Origin of the sequence: Polynucleobacter sp. Nonnen-W13 (genome assembly GCF_018881735.1) — a bacterium.
GTDB lineage: Bacteria > Pseudomonadota > Gammaproteobacteria > Burkholderiales > Burkholderiaceae > Polynucleobacter.
Window position 1 is genome coordinate 239,383 of the sequence record NZ_JACVPU010000001.1, and the last position, 17,731, is coordinate 257,113.

The window sequence follows — 17,731 nt, forward strand, 5'->3', positions numbered from 1 at the left end:
CTTACTTATTACTTGCAGTTCTTAACGCATCTCTCGTTGCGATGGCCACTGTTCTAGCTGCCTCAGCAAAATCATGATTAGCGCTTGCATACAAGATTGCCCTAGAGGAGTTGATCATCATGCCCGAGCCTGGCTGGTTAGGTAGGCCACCAGCTTTAACAGTGGCATCAATATCGCCACCTTGAGCACCAATGCCCGGAATGAGTAAAGGCATCTCACCAACAATCGCTCGCACCCGAGCAATTTCTTCAGGGAAGGTTGCCCCAACTACCAAGCTAATTTGTCCAGAGGTATTCCACTGTTGTGCAGCGAGTTTGGCAACGTACAAATATAGCGGTTCACCATTGGGCGAAACATTCAAGAACTGAAGGTCGGAACCTCCTGGATTTGAGGTGCGACATAAAACAATCACGCCCTTGCCGGCATGCTTTAGGTAAGGCTCGATCGTGTCAAAGCCCATATACGGGTTCACAGTTACCGCGTCAGCACCATAGCGCTCAAACGCCTCTAAAGCGTAGTGGTCAGCTGTACTGCCGATATCCCCGCGTTTGGAATCGAGGATGACGGGGATGTGGGGGTATTTATCTTTAAGGTAGCGAGTCAGTTTTTCTAGTTGAGCTTCGGCTCTTTGGGAGGCAAAGTAGGCGAACTGGGGCTTAAAGGAGCAGGCGGTATCCGCAGTAGCATCGGCGATCTCGCGGCAGAACTCGAAAATCCCCTCAGGCTTACCCTGAAATACAGCAGGCAAACGCTTGGGATCTGGATCAAAGCCCACGCACAACATACTGCCTTGGGAAGCCCACGCAGACTGGAGTTGTTGGGTAAAGGTATTTGAGCTAGAGTTCATTGGGATTAAGCTTATTTTAGTCAAACTGTCATGAGCTATAGGATAAACTAGCGACCATTCCTTAGGAGTTCACCATGATCAACTTGTTCGTCCTGCAAAATGGCCGCCTCTCTCAAGAGCAAGTGGAAGATCGCAATGAATTGTTGCAATACTCCAACCCTATCTGGATCGACGTTGTAGACCCTGAAGAGGAAGAGCTCCTGTGGATTAAAGAGGCTTTTGGCGTTCTTTTGCCTGAATTAGATGATTTAGGCGACTTAGAAGCTTCTGCGCGTTATTTCGAGGCGGATGATGGCCACCTTCATATTCGTACCGATTTCTTATTAGACGAAGAAGAAACCTCTCGCAACGTGCGAGTTGCCTTCGTGATGACCAAGCAAGTTTTGTTCTCTATTCATGACGAAGATTTGCCAGTATTCCGCTTGGTGCGTTTGCGTGCCCGTTTGCGTCCAGGATCAGTCAGTAACGCAAAAGACGTTTTACTTGACCTGTATTCCACTGATGCTGAGTATTCTGCTGATGCCTTGGAAGAGGTTTATGAAAACCTCGAGCAAGCAGGTAAGCGTGTTCTGCAAGATGACATCACCGATCACGATGCAGAAGAAGTGCTCGAAACAATTGCTAAGGAAGAAGATACCAACGGACGTATTCGTCGTAATGTGATGGATACTCGCCGTGCATTGTCTTTCTTAATGCGGAGCAAATTATTATCTGATGAGCAGCAAGAAGAGGCGCGTCAGATTCTGCGAGATATTGATTCATTAGAAAACCATACTGCGTTCTTATTCGATAAGATTAACTTCTTGATGGACGCGACAGTTGGTTTTATTAATTTGAACCAAAGTAAGATCATCAAGATCTTCTCGGTGGTATCGGTTGCCTTAATGCCGCCAACTTTGTTAGCTAGTGTGTGGGGAATGAACTTCCGCTACATGCCTGAACTAGAGCAGACCTGGGGTTACCCGGTTGCCATTATTTCTATGGTGATTTCAGCGATGATTCCATTGGGATACTTCCGCCACAAGGGTTGGTTAAGCTCACGCTAATTCTGTAGTGCTACCTTGTTATGCGTTTTTGGGTTTAAGTAATTCCAAAAAGTGAGAGAGCGCAAAATCACGCGCTTGTTCTCGCACTACTTGACGATCACCATTGAAGTGTTTGGTCAACGTAACAGTATTAATCACATCATGCCCAATATTTTCTTTGACCGCCCAGCCAAAGCAGACGGTGCCAACCGGCTTTTCTGCTGAGCCACCTGTTGGACCAGCGATGCCGGTAATAGAGATCGCAGTGTTGACATTGGCATGACGTAGTGCACCCTCGGCCATCGCTTTGGCGACTTGCTCACTGACTGCGCCAAAAGATTCAATCGCTTCCATTGAAACATCTAAGCATTCTGATTTGGCAGCATTGCTGTAGGTGATATAGCCTCGCTCAAGCCAATCACTCGAGCCTGCTAAGTCTGTCAGTGTTGCGCAGACGAGGCCACCAGTGCAGGACTCTGCCAAGGCAATTTTCCAGCCTCGGTTCATTAAAGTCAGGGCAATGGCTCTGGCTAGTTCATGCTGAGGATCATTATTATTTTTCATGAGATGTAGCTCAATCCAATAGGTAAAAGTATCATGGTGAGTAGGGTAAAAAATGCTGCAGCCAAATCGTCAGCAATAATTCCGAAGCCGCGCCATAGTATTAAGCCAACACTGGATGGAGATGAGTGATCACCATTCTCTACATGTTTAAAGTACCGATCAATCATTCCGATCGGACCGGGTTTCATGGCATCAAAGAATCGGAATAGTGCAAATGCCAACATCTGCATCCATAAGTTTGTCGGCATGATGAATATCAATACAAGCCAGAAGGCGACTACTTCATCCCACACAATTCCACCAAAATCTTTTTCCCCTAACTCTTCGCTGACTTGTCCGCAGATCCAGCAACCTAGAAGAATGCCTGCGCCAATAATCCAGAACCATGCTGCGGTGGATAGAAAATAATCGCCCAGCAAGAAAGTAGCCCAAGCCCACAGTGTTCCAGCGGTGCCAGGTGCGAATGGCGCCAAACCACTACCCAGTCCGAATGCTAGGGCGCGACTTGGTTTACTAATTACCCACCTGAAGCTGTGTTTGGGTATGGGCGAAGTTGGCGTATCAGATGGGGAATTCATGCGAAGTGATCAAAGGATTTAAGTAGTTGATTTACTTCTTCAGGATTTAATCTCGCCCCACTGCTAGCAATGAGCTGGATCTCTGGTACGGAGTGTTGCATCAGCTTAATGCTGCCAATTTGAGTGAGCGGAAGATTTAAGTCCTCACTGATTTTGGTGATCGCATCTCTTGAGCCGCTTGCTGCAGTAAAGCATAGCTCGTAATCATCACCACCACTAGCTGCGTATTGATTCTGAATAGTTAGCGATTGCTTACGCAATGTTGTGGATTTTGGGATTCGGTCTAAGAAGATTTCTGCATCCCTGCCTGATTGCTTGAGGATATGTCTCAGATCACCCAACAGGCCATCGGAGATATCCAGAGCAGAATTGGCAATGCCTCTTAAGGCAATGCCTAAATGAACTCTAGGGGTGGGTTGATGCATGCGAGCCTCAATGATTTCCAAATCCCCCCTTTTTAATTCCAGCTCATGACGCAGTGCAGCAAGAGCAAGTCGGGCATCACCAACGGCTCCGGAAACCCAAATGTCATCACCTTCCAATGCCCCTGTTCTACGAATGGCCTCGTCTTTTGGGATGCTGCCAAAAGCGGTGATACAAATATTGAGTGGACCAGCGGTAGTGTCGCCGCCAATGAGTGGACAAGCAAATTGATTGGCGATGGCAAATAAACCTTTGCTAAAGGCTTCTAACCAAGCTGAATTTGCCTCAGGCAGTGCCAGTGCGAGTGTGAAACCCATCGGCCTAGCGCCCATAGCCGCTAGGTCTGAGAGGTTGACTGCTAGGGCTTTCCAGCCTAGCCACTCTGGATTAGCGTCTGGAAAAAAGTGTCTGCCACTTACCAACATGTCGCTGGTAATGGCAAGCTCCTCGGCTGGGTCGGTTTTTAGTAGGGCGCAATCATCACCAATTCCCAGCTTTACTGAGCCAGGCTTATTGGCAAGCATGAGTTCTGACTGCGCTTTAAAGAAACGCTGAATGAGATCAAATTCGCCAAGTGAGGAGGTTTGAGATTGCATGCCCCATTTTATGGCTCTTGGGACTCTTTCATCTGAGAGGAATAGAATTAGAAGCTTGAATACGTCTGATTGATGAGTGAACTGATGAGCAAACCAAGCAATAGCAGTAAAGAACAGCAAATAGCGGATTTAAGGGCGGCTGCTCTTCACTATCATGAGTTTCCAACTCCGGGGAAGATTGAAATCGCCCCAACGAAGCAGCTAACCAATCAGCGTGACTTGGCCCTAGCTTATACGCCAGGCGTTGCTGCGCCTTGCGAGGAAATTGTTAAAGATCCCGCGAATGCTTTCAAATATACCGCCCGAGGTAATTTAGTTGGTGTGATAACCAACGGTACCGCAGTATTGGGCCTAGGAAACATTGGCCCATTGGCCAGTAAGCCGGTGATGGAAGGTAAAGCAGTTCTCTTTAAGAAATTTGCAGGCATTGATGTTTTTGATATTGAAGTTAATGAAAACGATCCAGATAAATTAGTTGAAATCATTGCGGCGCTCGAGCCTACTTTTGGCGGTATCAATCTAGAAGACATCAAAGCCCCAGATTGTTTTATTGTTGAGCGCAAGTTGCGAGCGCGTATGAAGATTCCGGTCTTTCATGATGACCAACATGGAACTGCGATTGTGGTTGCTGCTGCGATTCTGAATGGCTTAAAAGTAGTCGGTAAGGATGTTGCTAATGTGAAATTAGTCACTTCTGGTGCTGGCGCTGCTGCATTAGCTTGTTTAGATTTATTAGTTGACCTTGGTATCCCGCGTAAGAATATTTGGGTTACTGACTTAGTTGGTGTTGCATACAAAGGTCGTCAAGAATTAATGGATCCGCAAAAGGAGCCGTTCTGTCAGGAGACAGATTTACGCACCCTAGATCAAGTGATTGAAGGCGCTGATATTTTTTTAGGACTCTCAGCTGGCGGTGTTCTGAAGCAATCGATGGTGAAGAAAATGGCTGATAAGCCATTGATCTATGCCTTGGCAAATCCAACTCCTGAGATTCTGCCTGAGGAGGTAAAGGAAGTTCGTCCTGACGCGGTGATGGCAACGGGCCGTACTGATTACCCAAACCAAGTAAATAACGTGTTGTGCTTTCCATTTATCTTCCGCGGTGCATTAGACGTTGGCGCCACCACCATCACGCGTGGCATGGAAGTCGCAGCGGTTAAGGCTGTGGCGGAGTTGGCACGTGCTGAGCAGAGCGAAATAGTGACCTCGGTATACGGTATTGAGAACTTGTCTTTTGGTCCGGAGTACTTAATTCCGAAGCCGTTTGATCCGCGTTTGATTACCGTCATCGCACCCGCTGTTGCTAAGGCGGCAATGGAGGACGGCGTAGCTCTGCGCCCAATTAAAGACTTCGATGCTTATCGCAATCAGTTACAACAATTTGTGTACCACTCCGGTACTTTGATGAAGCCATTGTTTAGCATTGCTAAGGGAGTGTCTGCCGCTCAAAAACGGATTGTATTTGCTGAAGGTGAAGATGAGCGCGTATTGCGTGCAGTACAAATCATTATTGATGAGCATTTAGCAACACCGATTCTGATCGGTCGTCCTGCGGTAATTGAGCACCGCATTGACAAGTTCGGATTACGTATTAAAGCGGGTGAAGACTTTGAGATCGTGAACCCAGAGAGTGACTCACGCTTCCGTGATTTCTGGCAAACGTATTTAGGCTTGACTGAGCGTAAGGGTGTTACCGAATCTTTTGCTAAGCTAGAAATGCGTCGCCGCAATAGCTTGATCGGATCTATCATGATTAGTAAAGGCATGGCTGATGGCATGATCTGTGGCACCGTTGGCAATTTAGCAACCCATTTGAAGTACATCGATGAGGTGGTGGGTCAAGAGCCGGGCGCCAATGTGTATGGCGCCATGTCTGGATTGATTTTGCCGGGCCGCCAAGTCTTCTTGGTCGATACCCATGTGAATATCGATCCAACAGCAGAACAATTGGCTGAACTCACCTTAATGGCTGCAAACGAAATGCGTAAATTGGGTATAGCGCCTAAGGTGGCGCTCTTGTCCCATTCCAACTTCGGTTCAAGTAGCGCTCCATCTGCAGTCAAAATGCGTGACGTACTTGCTTTGATTCAAAAAGCAGACCCTAGTCTTGAGGTGGATGGTGAAATGCACGGTGATAGCGCTTTGGATGAAACTATTCGCGCCGGTGCGGTTACTTCATCACCGCTAAAAGGTGATGCTAATTTGTTAGTTCTGCCAAATATTGATGCTGCCAATATTTCTTACAACTTATTGAAGACGGCTGCCGGTAACGGTATCGCAATCGGACCATTGCTTTTAGGGGTTGCTAAGCCAATTCACATTTTGACGCCAGCAGCTACAGTGCGTCGTATCGTCAATGTGACCACCTTGGCGGTAGTTGAAGCTGCAAGCAACGCTAGAGGGGCGGCCTAAGACCTGGGGATGGGCTTTTATTTATGTTAGTTAGTATTAACTAACATAAATAATTATTATATAAATCAATGGTTTATATAAAATGTACTGTAATTGGACTTGATTTGATGGCGTGTTAAGGGTAATCTAGCATCCATCATGAATAATCGCTCTGAAAACGGCACTACAGTAGGCTTTGACGAACACAGTCGGGCTGAAAGTTGGGATAGTAACGATCGACTCGAAACCGAGTCCTCCGCTGCCAATATCTATGCTGAGGGCGGTTTATCTCGTTTACAAACCTATGCAGCAAATCAAGTTTCGGGGAAAAAAGTGACTGCTTCTTGGCGTGCCGCTTTGGCCGTTCGCGATGCCGGACCGCCGGCAATGTTGCGCAGTGTGCGCCCTAATATCGTGCAATCTATTCGTGCTTTTCGCACTCCTGATCTTCAGGAGGCGGCTACTGAACTTGGCCAGCATTTCATTTACGCAAATTGTGCAAATGCAATGACTAAAGGCGAAGTTTTAGAGGCGATTGCAATTGCTTACACCTTTACCAAGCAACAGGCGAAGAATTTCGATCCTTTATTGGATGCTTTGACGACAACTGTTGATAAGTCTGGCCCTCAGCCAGGTTTTGTAGTGGTGCTCGAAGGTTTGCCTTGTACTCAAAAGTTTGACAAAGAGGCTCGCGAGACTCTGCTAGATGTATTCCGTGATGCTGTGGACTTTTGGTCTGAGCGCCGGACACCGTATCGCGTGTTCTACTCTTTTGCTTAATTGCTTGTTTAACGAATAAGCAGCAAGGCAGTCAATCAGCAAAAATCGCCTCTATTTGAGGCGATTTTGCATTTCTGGACCCCAAATACTGTGAACAGCAGTAATGGCCACAATTCCAGCAGTTTCAGTTCTCAATACGCGATCACCTAGAGAAACTATTTGATAACCCGCTGCCTGAGCTTGTGCTTCCTCTTCTGGGGAGTGTCCACCTTCGGGCCCAATCATCAAAATGACATCCTGCGGTGGGTTATCCACTAAAACAGAATATAAGCTTTTATCAGTATCTGGGCTTAAAAGTAGTTTAAGTTTAGCTTTTTGAGTCTTCTGTAGATAACTTGCAAAACTTTGAACAGGCTCTACTGTAGCTAACACTGTGCGATCACATTGTTCGCAAGCTGCTTGAACAATGCCTTGCCAGTGCAAAAGACGCTTTTGGGCACGTTCAGCATCACTAGAGCGGGTTAATTTAATCACTGAGCGCTCACACTGTAATGGGGCAATAAGCTGAGCCCCAGTCTCTATAGCCTTTTCAACCACCCAATCCATCTTGTCGCCTCCAGCAAGCCCTTGCGCCAGGGTAATAGCATAGGGGCTCTCACGATGAGTGTCTTGGCGAATATCGCTCAACTCGGCTTCCCCTGATTTATTGCTGAGGGAAAGGAGTTTGGCTTGGGCAACTTGGCCATTTCCATCAAAGATGGGGAAAAATTCACCAACTTGGATACGGCGCACGCGCAGGTGATGTGCAAGCTCGGGGGTGAGGGTATTTGGCTTTTGGTTTTCCCATGGGCCGGGAAGATAAAATTGAGGCATTACTGAAATATAGCTAATTAATTTTCTCGAGACCCAATTTACGATGTCAAACCTTCAAATTCGTATGGCAAATGCCATTCGTGCTTTATCCATGGATGCAGTTCAACAAGCCAATTCCGGACATCCTGGAATGCCAATGGGTATGGCTGATATTGCAGTTGGTCTGTGGAATGAACATTTGCAGCACAATCCAACCGATCCCCATTGGATGAATCGTGATCGCTTCATTTTATCTAACGGCCATGGCTCGATGTTGTTGTATTCCTTATTGCATCTCACTGGCTATGACTTGCCGATGAGCGAGTTAAAAAATTTCCGTCAGTTACATAGTAAAACTGCTGGCCATCCTGAGTATGGAATTACTCCCGGAGTAGAAACCACTACCGGTCCTTTAGGTCAGGGGATTTCAAACGCGGTTGGCATGGCGCTGGCAGAAAAATTATTATCTGCGGAATTTAATCGCCCAGGCCACGATATTGTTGATCACTACACCTATGTTTTTTTAGGCGATGGATGTTTGATGGAAGGCATCAGTCATGAAGTATGTTCATTGGCTGGCACACTCAAACTTAATAAACTCATTGCACTATGGGATGACAACGGCATCTCGATTGATGGCAAAGTAGTTTCTTGGTTCAACGAAGATACGCCAAAACGTTTTGAGGCTTACGGCTGGAATGTCCTGCGTGCCGTGAATGGTCATGATGCAGAGGCTGTATCTAGTGCAATCGCTCAAGCGAAGAAGAGTGACAAACCGACATTGATTTGTTGCAAGACTGCGATTGGTCAAGGTTCTCCCAATATGGCGGGTAGCGATAAGGTGCATGGCTCCCCATTGGGCGCAGCTGAAATTGCTGCAACCCGTGTTGCATTGAACTGGCCCTATGCGCCGTTTGAAATTCCAAATGATATTTATGAAGCTTGGGATTTTAAGAAGCGTGGTCAAGCTGCTGAGCATGAGTGGAATAAAGAATTCCAGGCCTACAAAAATAAATATCCAGAGTTGGCTTCTGAATTACAGCGCCGTATGCAAGGCGATTTATCTAAAGACTTTTCAAAAACTTTAGACGCTTATTTAAAAACCTGTGAAGTCAAAGCAGAAACAATTGCTACTCGCAAGGCCAGTCAAAATGCGATCGAGGCATTAGCGCCCGCTTTGCCGGAGTTCATGGGCGGATCTGCCGACTTAACAGGCTCTAACTTAACCAACTGGTCTTCATGCAAGGCTGTGCGTGGAGATCAATGGGGCAACCATATCAACTACGGTGTGCGTGAGTTTGGTATGAGTGCCATCATGAACGGTATCGCTTTACATGGTGGATATATCCCATTCGGTGGCACCTTCTTAACCTTCTCTGATTACAGTCGCAATGCATTGCGCATGGCTGCATTGATGAAATTGCGTAGTATCTTTGTTTTTACACATGACTCTATTGGCTTGGGTGAGGATGGTCCAACCCACCAGTCTGTTGAGCATGTAGCAAGCTTGCGTCTCATTCCGAACTTGATGGTCTGGCGTCCATGTGACACCACTGAGAGTGCAGTTGCATGGGGTGCTGCGATTGAACGTCAGCATGGCCCAAGCGCCTTGATCTTCAGTCGTCAAAATTGCCCATTTGTGCCGCGTAATAGTCAGCAAGTAAAAGATATTGCCCGCGGTGGATATGTTTTACGTGATCCCAAGAAATCGAAGATCAAGGCGGTGATTATTGCTACTGGTTCAGAAATTGCCTTGGCATTGCAAACAGCCGAGCGTTTAGAGGGCGAGGGTTTTGGTATTCGTGTGGTATCGATTCCATCAACGACAGTATTTGATCAACAGGACGCTGCGTATAAAGCAACAGTTTTACCAGCGGATATTCCACGCATTGCTGTTGAAGCGGGCGTAAGTGATTTCTGGTGGAAGTATGGTTGTGCAGCAGTCCATGGCGTTGATACCTTCGGAGAATCTGCGCCAGCACCTGTGCTCTATGAATACTTTGGTCTAACGGTTGATCAGATTACTAAAACAGTGAAGCAATGTATTGCAAAGAAATAGACAAGATTAGAAACAAAGTATTTATTTAAGAATTCAAAATTAGTAAGGGAAATGGAATGACAATTCGTGTCGCAATTAATGGTTATGGTCGTATTGGTCGTATGGTCTTACGTGCTTTGTATGAAGATCAAGTCAATGGCAAGCCTAGACGTGATATCAAAATCGTTGCAATTAATGCGATGGGTGATATCGACATCAATGCGCACCTGACGCAATATGATTCTGCGCATGGTCGTTTTCCTGCTGAAGTGAAGGTAGACGGTGATTGCATGGTGGTCAATGGCGATCGCATCAAGATGTTCTCTACCCGTAATCCTTTGGAAACTCCTTGGGGTGAGTTGGGTGTGGATTTAGTGCTTGAGTGCTCAGGCAAATTCACTTCCAAAGAAAAAGCCATGGTGCATATTTCTCAGGGTGCGAAGAAGGTATTGATCTCTGCCCCAGGTGAAAAAGATGTTGATGCCACTATTGTTTATGGTGTGAATCAACAAGTTCTGAAATCAAGCGATGTTGTAGTTTCTAATGCGAGCTGCACAACTAACTGTTTAGCCCCATTGGTTAAGCCATTGCTAGAAAAAATTGGGATCGAATCTGGTTTGATGACCACGATTCATGCGTTTACTAATGACCAGGTTCTCACCGATGTGTATCACAAGGATATGCGCCGTGCGCGTTCTGCTGTGACCAGCATGATTCCAACCAAGACAGGTGCAGCAAAAGCAGTTGGCTTGGTATTGCCAGCTTTAGCAGGGCGCTTTGACGGTTTTGCAATGCGCGTGCCCGTCATTAACGTTTCTGTTGTGGATTTAACCTTTGCTGCTAGCCGCGCTACTAGCGTGGATGAAGTGAACTCAATCCTCAAAACAGCCAGTGAGGGTGAGTTGAAGGGTATTTTGGGTTTCAATACCCTGCCTTTGGTATCCATCGACTTCAATCACGATCCTCGCCCTAGTATTTACGATGCTTCCCAAACTCGCGTTTCAGCCGATGGTAAGTTGGTCAAAGTATTGGCTTGGTATGACAATGAGTGGGGTTATTCAGTCCAAATGCTCAATGCTGCTGAGGCATTGATGGCTATAAATTAAGAAAATCGAACCGGTTTTAAGTCTAACAGCGCTTAAAATCTTGTTTTTCATGTAAAAAAGACCTCAATTGAGGTCTTTTTTCATTATCCGCTCTTATCTTCCAAATTTAGGACTTTGGCTTATTGCGGCAATTCTTCTTTTGGCAGTGGCCGTACATCGCTAAAGAGTGCTCCTGGAGCTTGAAACCAAGGTTTTTAGCGATGTCGCGCTGCCTTTTCTCAATGGCCTCATCCACAAACTCCTCAACATGGCCGCAATCCAGGCAGACCAAGTGGTCATGGTGCTGACCTTCGTTCAGTTCGTAAATAGCCCTACCATCCCCTTTGCTGGACTCAAAATGACTGCGGAGTAAGAGGCCTGCTTGTTCAAACTGGGTGAGCACCCGATATACCGTGGCTAAGCCAATTTCTTTATCATCCTTTGCCAAGGCCATAAAGACGTCTTCAGCGCTAAAGTGCGTGCCACCATTTTGATGAAAAAAGTCTAGGATTTTCATGCGTGGACCGGTAGCCTTCAGGCCAATGTCGCGTAAATCTGCTGGAGTCGGATTTTGGTTCATATTCAGGGTTTGGGAGCTAAAATCAATGTCTTAATGATACGGCCTGCCATGCAAATTTGCCTCCAGCTTTTTACCCGTCTATTGAACTCCATTTTGAGGGTTTTTGAACTCGCTCGGGCGGGCTTAGTTATTGCTGCAGTGAGTTCAGTAATGATTGTCACTGGCTGTACTAGTGCTGTCGATGACACACAGCGTGCCTGGATGAACAAAGTCTTTAGACCTTATGTTCCAGATGTGGTGCAGGGCAACTTTATCTCGAGCGAGCAATACGCAAAGTTACAGGTCGGGCAGAGTCGTGAGCAAGTGCGTCAAATTCTAGGTACACCTTTGCTTGCAAGTTATTTCCATGCCAATCGCTGGGATTACGTTTTTGAATTTAAGCGCGCTGGCCAACAAATGAGTAAAGAGCGTCGCGTGACGGTGTTTTTCGAAGGCGATAAGCTGGTTAAGTTTCAGGGTGATGCATTGCCAACCGATGTCGAGTTGGTTGCTGAAATTGATGGCTATGCAAAAAGCAAACGCTCATTCTGGGAGGTCATGACTGGATCGAACAAGCCACCAGTAACCCCACCTTTGCAGCAGCCAGAGTTGCTGGTTCCCAGTCCAACGAATAATTTGCCCGCTGGGGCTACAGTGCCTGCAGCTCCTGCCAGCAGTTCATTTTGGGACTTTTTTAGCTTTTCAAAAAAGTCGCCAGATTCTCAGCCGGTGCCTCAACAGTTAGGTCCTGGCGCCCTTAACGTTCCACAGGCTAGTGAAGCAAAGTAAAGATAAAGTTGTGTTGATGTCGAGTGAAGTTTTTCGGCAACCTTGAATAAGAAACGAAGATACAAATGATGAAAATCGCAATTGCTGGTGCAACCGGCCGTATGGGAAAAATGTTGATCGAGGCAGTGCTCAATTGCACGGACGCTGAGCTTGTTGGTGCACTAGAGCATGAGTCTTGCCCTTTGCTTGGTGAAGATGCTGGTGCATTCTTGGGTAAAAAAACTGGCGTAGTCATTACATCGGATATTACGAAGGCGCTGAGTAGTGCTGAGTTTTTAATTGACTTCACTCGTCCCGAGGGTACCATGGCCCACTTAGCCGTGGCGCAAAAGACGAACAGCAAAATGATTATCGGTACTACCGGTCTGAGCTCAGAGCAAATTGATAACCTGAAGAAAGCTTCTGCAAACTTGGCTATCGTATTTGCTCCAAATATGAGTGTGGGTGTCAATGCGACATTTAAGTTGCTAGAGATTGCCGCAAAGATGTTGAATGAAGGTTACGACATTGAAATCGTTGAAGCCCATCACCGTCATAAAGTGGATGCACCATCTGGTACCGCCCTCAGAATGGGTGAGGTGATTGCAGATGCGCTTGGTGAGAAATTAGGTGATGTTGCGGTATATGCACGCGAAGGTCATACCGGTGAGCGCAAAGCTGGCGCGATTGGTTTTGCCACTATCCGTGGTGGAGATATTGTGGGTGATCACACTGTCTTATTTGCGGGCGAGGGTGAGCGCATTGAGATTAGCCATAAGTCTTCTAGCCGTCAGTCTTATGCACAAGGTTCTTTGCGCGCTGCACGCTTCTTGCAAGCTCAGGGTTCCGGTCTTTATGACATGCAAGATGTTCTTGGCCTGCGTAAGTGAATGTTCAGTAAATCAGAATTGAAGAAAAGAGTTGTATTGAATGAGTAAGGATTACGATCACCGCAGTATTGAAGCTGCTGCACGAACTGATTGGGAAAGTGCGCAAGCTCATCAGGTAGCCGAGAACGCAGTAAATGCTTCCGGCAAGTCAAGACCAAAATATTACGCCTGTTCTATGTTGCCTTATCCATCGGGTAAGTTGCATATGGGGCATGTTCGTAACTACACCATCAATGATGTGATGGCTAGGCAGTTGCGCATGCAAGGCTATAACGTACTCATGCCGATGGGCTGGGATGCGTTTGGTATGCCCGCTGAAAATGCAGCGATTCAGAATAAAGTACCGCCAGCTAAATGGACCTACGACAACATTGCTTATATGAAAAAGCAAATGGCGGCGATGGGTCTAGCAATTGACTGGTCGCGTGAAGTAGCTACTTGCAGCCCTGATTACTATCGTTGGAATCAATGGCTCTTTTTAAAGATGCTTGAAAAAGGTATTGCTTATCGTAAGACTCAAGTTGTCAATTGGGATCCAATCGATCAAACCGTATTGGCAAATGAGCAGGTGATTGATGGGCGCGGTTGGCGCTCTGGTGCTTTGGTTGAAAAGCGTGAGATCCCAGGTTATTACTTCAATATCACTGCCTATGCAGAGCAATTACTGTCTGGTTTAGATAACTTAGGTTGGCCTGAGCGCGTCAAAACGATGCAGCAGAATTGGATTGGCAAGAGTCGTGGTGTACGGTTTGCGTTCAAGCATGAGATTGCAGATGCGCATGCTAACTTTGTTCAAGATGGTCAGTTGTATGTATTTACAACGCGTGCTGACACCATCATGGGTGTTACTTTCTGTGCCGTTGCAGCTGAACATCCGTTGGCAACATTGGCAGCAACCAATAATCCAGAGTTAGCTGCATTTATTGAGAAATGTAAAACCGGTAGCGTGATTGAAGCTGATCTAGCTACTCAAGAAAAAGAAGGTATGTTCACAGGCCTATATGTGACACATCCACTGACTAATGAGCCGGTACCAGTTTGGGTTGGCAATTATGTCTTAATGTCATATGGCGACGGCGCTGTCATGGGCGTACCTGCACACGATGAGCGCGATTTTGCATTTGCGCTTAAATACGATTTACCAATTAAGCAAGTGATTGCGTTGCGCACCCCTTCGGACATGTTCAATACCAGCCATTGGCAAGATTGGTATGCCCAGAAAGATGATGTTGTTTGCCTCAATAGCGGTAAGTACGATGGCTTATCTCATGAAGAGGCAGTGGATGCAGTAGCCAAAGATTTAGAGCAAATGGGTATTGGTGAAATCAAAACCACTTACCGTTTGCGCGATTGGGGTATCTCTCGCCAGCGTTATTGGGGAACACCGATTCCGATTATTCATTGTGGTGATGAGAACAATTCTGGTTGTGGCGCAGTTCCAGTTCCTGAAGCAGACTTGCCGGTGGTATTGCCTGAAGATTGCGTACCGGATGGTAGTGGCAATCCACTGAATAAGCGTGCCGACTTCCTCAATGTGAAGTGTCCAAAATGTGGCAAGCCTGCGCGTCGTGAGACTGACACCATGGATACCTTTGTCGATTCGTCTTGGTACTTCATGCGCTATACCGGTCCAGATGCGAAGACCATGGTTGATGAGCGTAATGAATACTGGATGCCAATGGATCAGTACATTGGCGGCATTGAGCATGCGATTTTGCATTTACTCTATGCACGTTTTTGGACCAAGGTCATGCGTGATCTCAAGCTCATTACTTTTGATGAGCCCTTCCAGAACTTGCTAACGCAAGGCATGGTGCTCAATGAGACTTATTACTCTGAGGAAGCATCCGGTAAAAAGACTTGGTTAAATCCTTTAGATGTTGAGCTCGAGCTCGATGATAAAGGTCGCCCTCAAAGCGCCAAGCTGAAAGGCGATACCGCTGGCACGCCAGTCATTATTGGTGGCGTTGAGAAGATGTCTAAGAGTAAAAATAATGGCGTTGATCCTCAAGCTTTGATTGATCAATACGGCGCAGACACTGCACGCCTCTTTGTGATGTTTGCTGCCCCTCCTGAGCAGCAGCTTGAGTGGTCTAGTGCTGGTGTAGAAGGTGCCTCACGTTTCTTACGTCGTGTTTGGATATATTCCAGTAGTCAGGCGGATGCAATCCGTACTGCCGATGCAGTATTACCAAGCGATTTAAATGATGCTGAAAAAGAATTGCGTCGTGAAGTGCATACCATTCTGAAGCAAGCTAACTTTGACTACCAGCGTCGCCAATACAACACCGTAGTTTCTGCGGCAATGAAGATGCTCAATGTCTTAGAGCCTGTAAAGCTCGGTGATAAGACTGCAGTGCGACCTGCTGTATTGCGTGAGTGCTTGAGTATTTTGATTCGGGTGCTTTACCCAGTAGTACCTCACTTGACCCATGCTCTCTGGAATGAGATTGGGTGCGATCAATCGTTTGGCACTCTTTTAGATGCGCCATGGCCTGTAGTAGATGAAGCTGCGCTGATTCAAACAGAGTTGACCATCATGTTGCAAATTAATGGCAAGTTACGTGGTGATATACGTGTTCCTGCGGATGCAACTAAAGAGCAAATTGAGGCTTTGGCATTACAAAGTGAGCCAGCTGTAAAAGCATTAAATGGCGCAGCACCTAAAAAGGTGATTGTGGTTCCGGGCCGCTTGATTAATATTGTTGCTTAGATCGCTAACGCTTTATTTTGAATAGAAACTAAACACATGCGCGTAAATCACCTTCGACGTACCATGCTTGGGTTTCTGACCTTAGCTCCAGTCAGTGGTTTGATTGCCTGCGGCTATCGTTTGCGTGGCATGGTGGATTTGCCATTCAAGGTTATTGCGATTACTGGTAACCCATCACCACCATTGCGTGCTGACTTGCAGACGGCTATTTTGACGGGTACTGATGCTAAGGTAGCTATCAATCCTAAAGATGCCGATCTCATTTTAGAAATTACTAGCGATCTCAATGGCCGTGAGATCTTAGCCTACAACTCCAATGGTCAAGTCTCTGCCTATCGCTTAAATATTCGAGTCGGATTTAGGGCGTATGACAACACTGGTGCGGATGTTGTGCCTGAAGCTGAAATCTATATGACACGTGATATGGATTTCTCGGTGTCTACTGTTTTGGCGACCGACGTCCAAATGCAGCAATTTCTATCTTTGATGCGCAGAGATCTTGCAGTGCAAATTCTACGTCGTGTTTCTGCATCTGCTCGAGCACCACAGACTCGAAGATTTTAAAGAATGACGATCAAATCGCATGGTTAAGAGCGATGCCCTACAGCTTCATTTGAAGTCACTGAATTCAGCGGCTTCATTAAAGCCTCTCTACATATTTAGCGGTGATGAGCCCCTCCTGATGATGGAGGCAATGGACCAGTTGCGCGCCACTGCTAAAAAAATGGGTTACACCGATCGTGAAGTTTTATTGCAAGAGCGTGGGTTTGATTGGAGCGCTTTGTTAAGTGCTGGCCAAACCATGTCTTTATTTGGGGATAAGCGCTGGGTTGAGTTGCGCATACCAACGGGTAAGCCTGGGCGTGATGGTGCTGATGCGCTTAAGCAGTTTTCCGCCCAAATCGAGTCCCAGTCGCTAGGGCCTGATGGCCCAGATACGATTTTTTGCATCATTTTGCCCAAATTGGATGGCAAGACCAAAACCTCAGCTTGGTTTAGTGCTTTGGATGAAGCGGGTATGGCGATTCAACTAGATTCTTTGGATCGTACGCAATTGCCGCAGTGGATTGCGGGGCGCTTAAAAAAACAGGGTCAAGAGGTGCAGTCAGGCTCAGACGGTCAACGTGCCTTAGCCTTCATTGCAGAGCAGGTGGAGGGGAATCTCATTGCCGCTCACCAAGAGATTCAGAAGCTGGGTTTGTTGCATCCTGCCGGCGTTCTTACTGAGGAGCAAATTCGGTCGGCTATTTTGAAGGTGGCACGGTATAACGTCTTTGAGTTGACTGAAGCCATACTAGCTGGCGATCTGCCTCGTCTCAATCGCATGTTAGATGGCCTTAAAGGTGAGGGTGAGCCCCTAGTCCTGATTCTGTGGAGCGTAACTGAAGAGCTTCGGATACTATCGAAACTAAAGGCGGCAAGCGATGCTGGGGAGTCTGTGCAGAATTTAATGCGCGCTAATCGCATCTGGGGTAATAAAGAGCGTTTATATCCCATAGCTCTAAAGCGAGTGCAGCCTTTGAGGTTGCGCAGGGCAATGCAGGTGGCTGCAGGTTTGGATCGTCAAGCCAAGGGATTGCATGCTGCGGAATTGCCGGCAGATCCTTGGGATGGCTTGCGTTTGGTGGGTAATTTATTGCGCTAGAAGAATCTAGGGTGATGATTAAAGCTTAGGCATAACA

16 protein-coding genes are annotated in these 17,731 nt (G+C 46.7%); 10 read left to right on the plus strand and 6 right to left on the minus strand.

Features of this window, described 5'->3' with window-relative positions:
* Position 1: 1 nt before the first annotated feature.
* Positions 2 to 847, minus strand: coding sequence for an orotidine-5'-phosphate decarboxylase (gene pyrF / locus ICN27_RS01255; RefSeq protein ID WP_216268658.1), 846 nt, complete (start codon positions 845 to 847; stop codon positions 2 to 4).
* A gap of 74 nt (positions 848 to 921) precedes the next feature.
* Between pyrF and corA the strand changes: the two genes are divergently transcribed.
* On the plus strand, positions 922 to 1,893 hold the full coding sequence (gene corA / locus ICN27_RS01260) for a magnesium/cobalt transporter CorA (RefSeq protein WP_046329509.1): 972 nt from the start codon (positions 922 to 924) through the stop codon (positions 1,891 to 1,893).
* A gap of 18 nt (positions 1,894 to 1,911) precedes the next feature.
* Here corA and ICN27_RS01265 read toward each other — a convergent pair whose 3' ends face one another.
* The 3 genes from ICN27_RS01265 to thiL are packed head-to-tail and all read right to left on the minus strand — an operon-like array spanning position 1,912 to position 4,033.
* A complete protein-coding gene (locus ICN27_RS01265; protein WP_216268659.1) occupies positions 1,912 to 2,436 on the minus strand; it encodes a CinA family protein in 525 nt (174 codons plus the stop codon).
* Positions 2,433 to 3,014 (minus strand): phosphatidylglycerophosphatase A, encoded by a 582-nt coding sequence (locus tag ICN27_RS01270; protein WP_216268660.1) that lies wholly within the window; start codon positions 3,012 to 3,014, stop codon positions 2,433 to 2,435. The genes ICN27_RS01265 and ICN27_RS01270 overlap by 4 nt, the downstream gene beginning before the upstream one ends.
* Complete coding sequence (gene thiL, locus ICN27_RS01275; RefSeq protein WP_216268661.1) at positions 3,011 to 4,033, minus strand: thiamine-phosphate kinase; 1,023 nt, start codon at positions 4,031 to 4,033, stop codon at positions 3,011 to 3,013. The genes ICN27_RS01270 and thiL overlap by 4 nt, the downstream gene beginning before the upstream one ends.
* 72 nt (positions 4,034 to 4,105) lie before the next feature.
* On the opposite strand from thiL, the gene ICN27_RS01280 reads away from it, so the two are divergent.
* Together ICN27_RS01280 and ICN27_RS01285 are read left to right on the plus strand one after the other, a co-directional pair.
* Complete coding sequence (locus ICN27_RS01280) at positions 4,106 to 6,445, plus strand: NADP-dependent malic enzyme (protein ID WP_255534923.1); 2,340 nt, start codon at positions 4,106 to 4,108, stop codon at positions 6,443 to 6,445.
* Between the two features lie 138 nt (positions 6,446 to 6,583).
* Positions 6,584 to 7,204: a barstar family protein gene (locus tag ICN27_RS01285; RefSeq protein WP_015420405.1), complete on the plus strand. Its 621-nt coding sequence runs from the start codon at positions 6,584 to 6,586 to the stop codon at positions 7,202 to 7,204.
* A 51-nt stretch (positions 7,205 to 7,255) separates the two neighbouring features.
* Here the strand turns inward: ICN27_RS01285 and ICN27_RS01290 are convergent, their stop codons facing one another.
* The gene (locus ICN27_RS01290; RefSeq protein WP_216268662.1) at positions 7,256 to 8,017 is read right to left on the minus strand and encodes a 16S rRNA (uracil(1498)-N(3))-methyltransferase; all 762 of its coding nucleotides are present in this window, start codon (positions 8,015 to 8,017) and stop codon (positions 7,256 to 7,258) included.
* 43 nt (positions 8,018 to 8,060) lie between these two features.
* Between ICN27_RS01290 and tkt the strand changes: the two genes are divergently transcribed.
* Positions 8,061 to 10,055, plus strand: coding sequence for a transketolase (gene tkt / locus ICN27_RS01295; RefSeq protein ID WP_216268663.1), 1,995 nt, complete (start codon positions 8,061 to 8,063; stop codon positions 10,053 to 10,055).
* Between the two features lie 56 nt (positions 10,056 to 10,111).
* Positions 10,112 to 11,140: a type I glyceraldehyde-3-phosphate dehydrogenase gene (gene gap, locus ICN27_RS01300; protein ID WP_216268664.1), complete on the plus strand. Its 1,029-nt coding sequence runs from the start codon at positions 10,112 to 10,114 to the stop codon at positions 11,138 to 11,140.
* A gap of 106 nt (positions 11,141 to 11,246) precedes the next feature.
* On the opposite strand, the gene fur is transcribed toward gap, so the two are convergent.
* Complete coding sequence (fur, locus tag ICN27_RS01305; protein WP_215308956.1) at positions 11,247 to 11,699, minus strand: ferric iron uptake transcriptional regulator; 453 nt, start codon at positions 11,697 to 11,699, stop codon at positions 11,247 to 11,249.
* A gap of 48 nt (positions 11,700 to 11,747) precedes the next feature.
* On the opposite strand from fur, the gene ICN27_RS01310 reads away from it, so the two are divergent.
* The 5 genes from ICN27_RS01310 to holA all read left to right on the plus strand — a co-directional run bounded on the left by ICN27_RS01310 (position 11,748) and on the right by holA (position 17,694).
* A complete protein-coding gene (locus ICN27_RS01310) occupies positions 11,748 to 12,467 on the plus strand; it encodes an outer membrane protein assembly factor BamE (RefSeq protein WP_216268665.1) in 720 nt (239 codons plus the stop codon).
* 68 nt (positions 12,468 to 12,535) lie between these two features.
* Positions 12,536 to 13,336 carry a 4-hydroxy-tetrahydrodipicolinate reductase gene (gene dapB / locus ICN27_RS01315; RefSeq protein ID WP_216269225.1) on the plus strand — a complete coding sequence of 267 codons (801 nt, stop codon included), beginning with the start codon at positions 12,536 to 12,538 and terminating at the stop codon, positions 13,334 to 13,336.
* A gap of 40 nt (positions 13,337 to 13,376) precedes the next feature.
* Positions 13,377 to 16,049: a leucine--tRNA ligase gene (gene leuS / locus ICN27_RS01320; protein WP_216268666.1), complete on the plus strand. Its 2,673-nt coding sequence runs from the start codon at positions 13,377 to 13,379 to the stop codon at positions 16,047 to 16,049.
* A gap of 36 nt (positions 16,050 to 16,085) precedes the next feature.
* Positions 16,086 to 16,613: an LPS assembly lipoprotein LptE gene (gene lptE, locus ICN27_RS01325; protein ID WP_216268667.1), complete on the plus strand. Its 528-nt coding sequence runs from the start codon at positions 16,086 to 16,088 to the stop codon at positions 16,611 to 16,613.
* A 19-nt stretch (positions 16,614 to 16,632) separates the two neighbouring features.
* Positions 16,633 to 17,694 carry a DNA polymerase III subunit delta gene (gene holA, locus ICN27_RS01330; protein ID WP_216268668.1) on the plus strand — a complete coding sequence of 354 codons (1,062 nt, stop codon included), beginning with the start codon at positions 16,633 to 16,635 and terminating at the stop codon, positions 17,692 to 17,694.
* Positions 17,695 to 17,731: the final 37 nt, after the last annotated feature.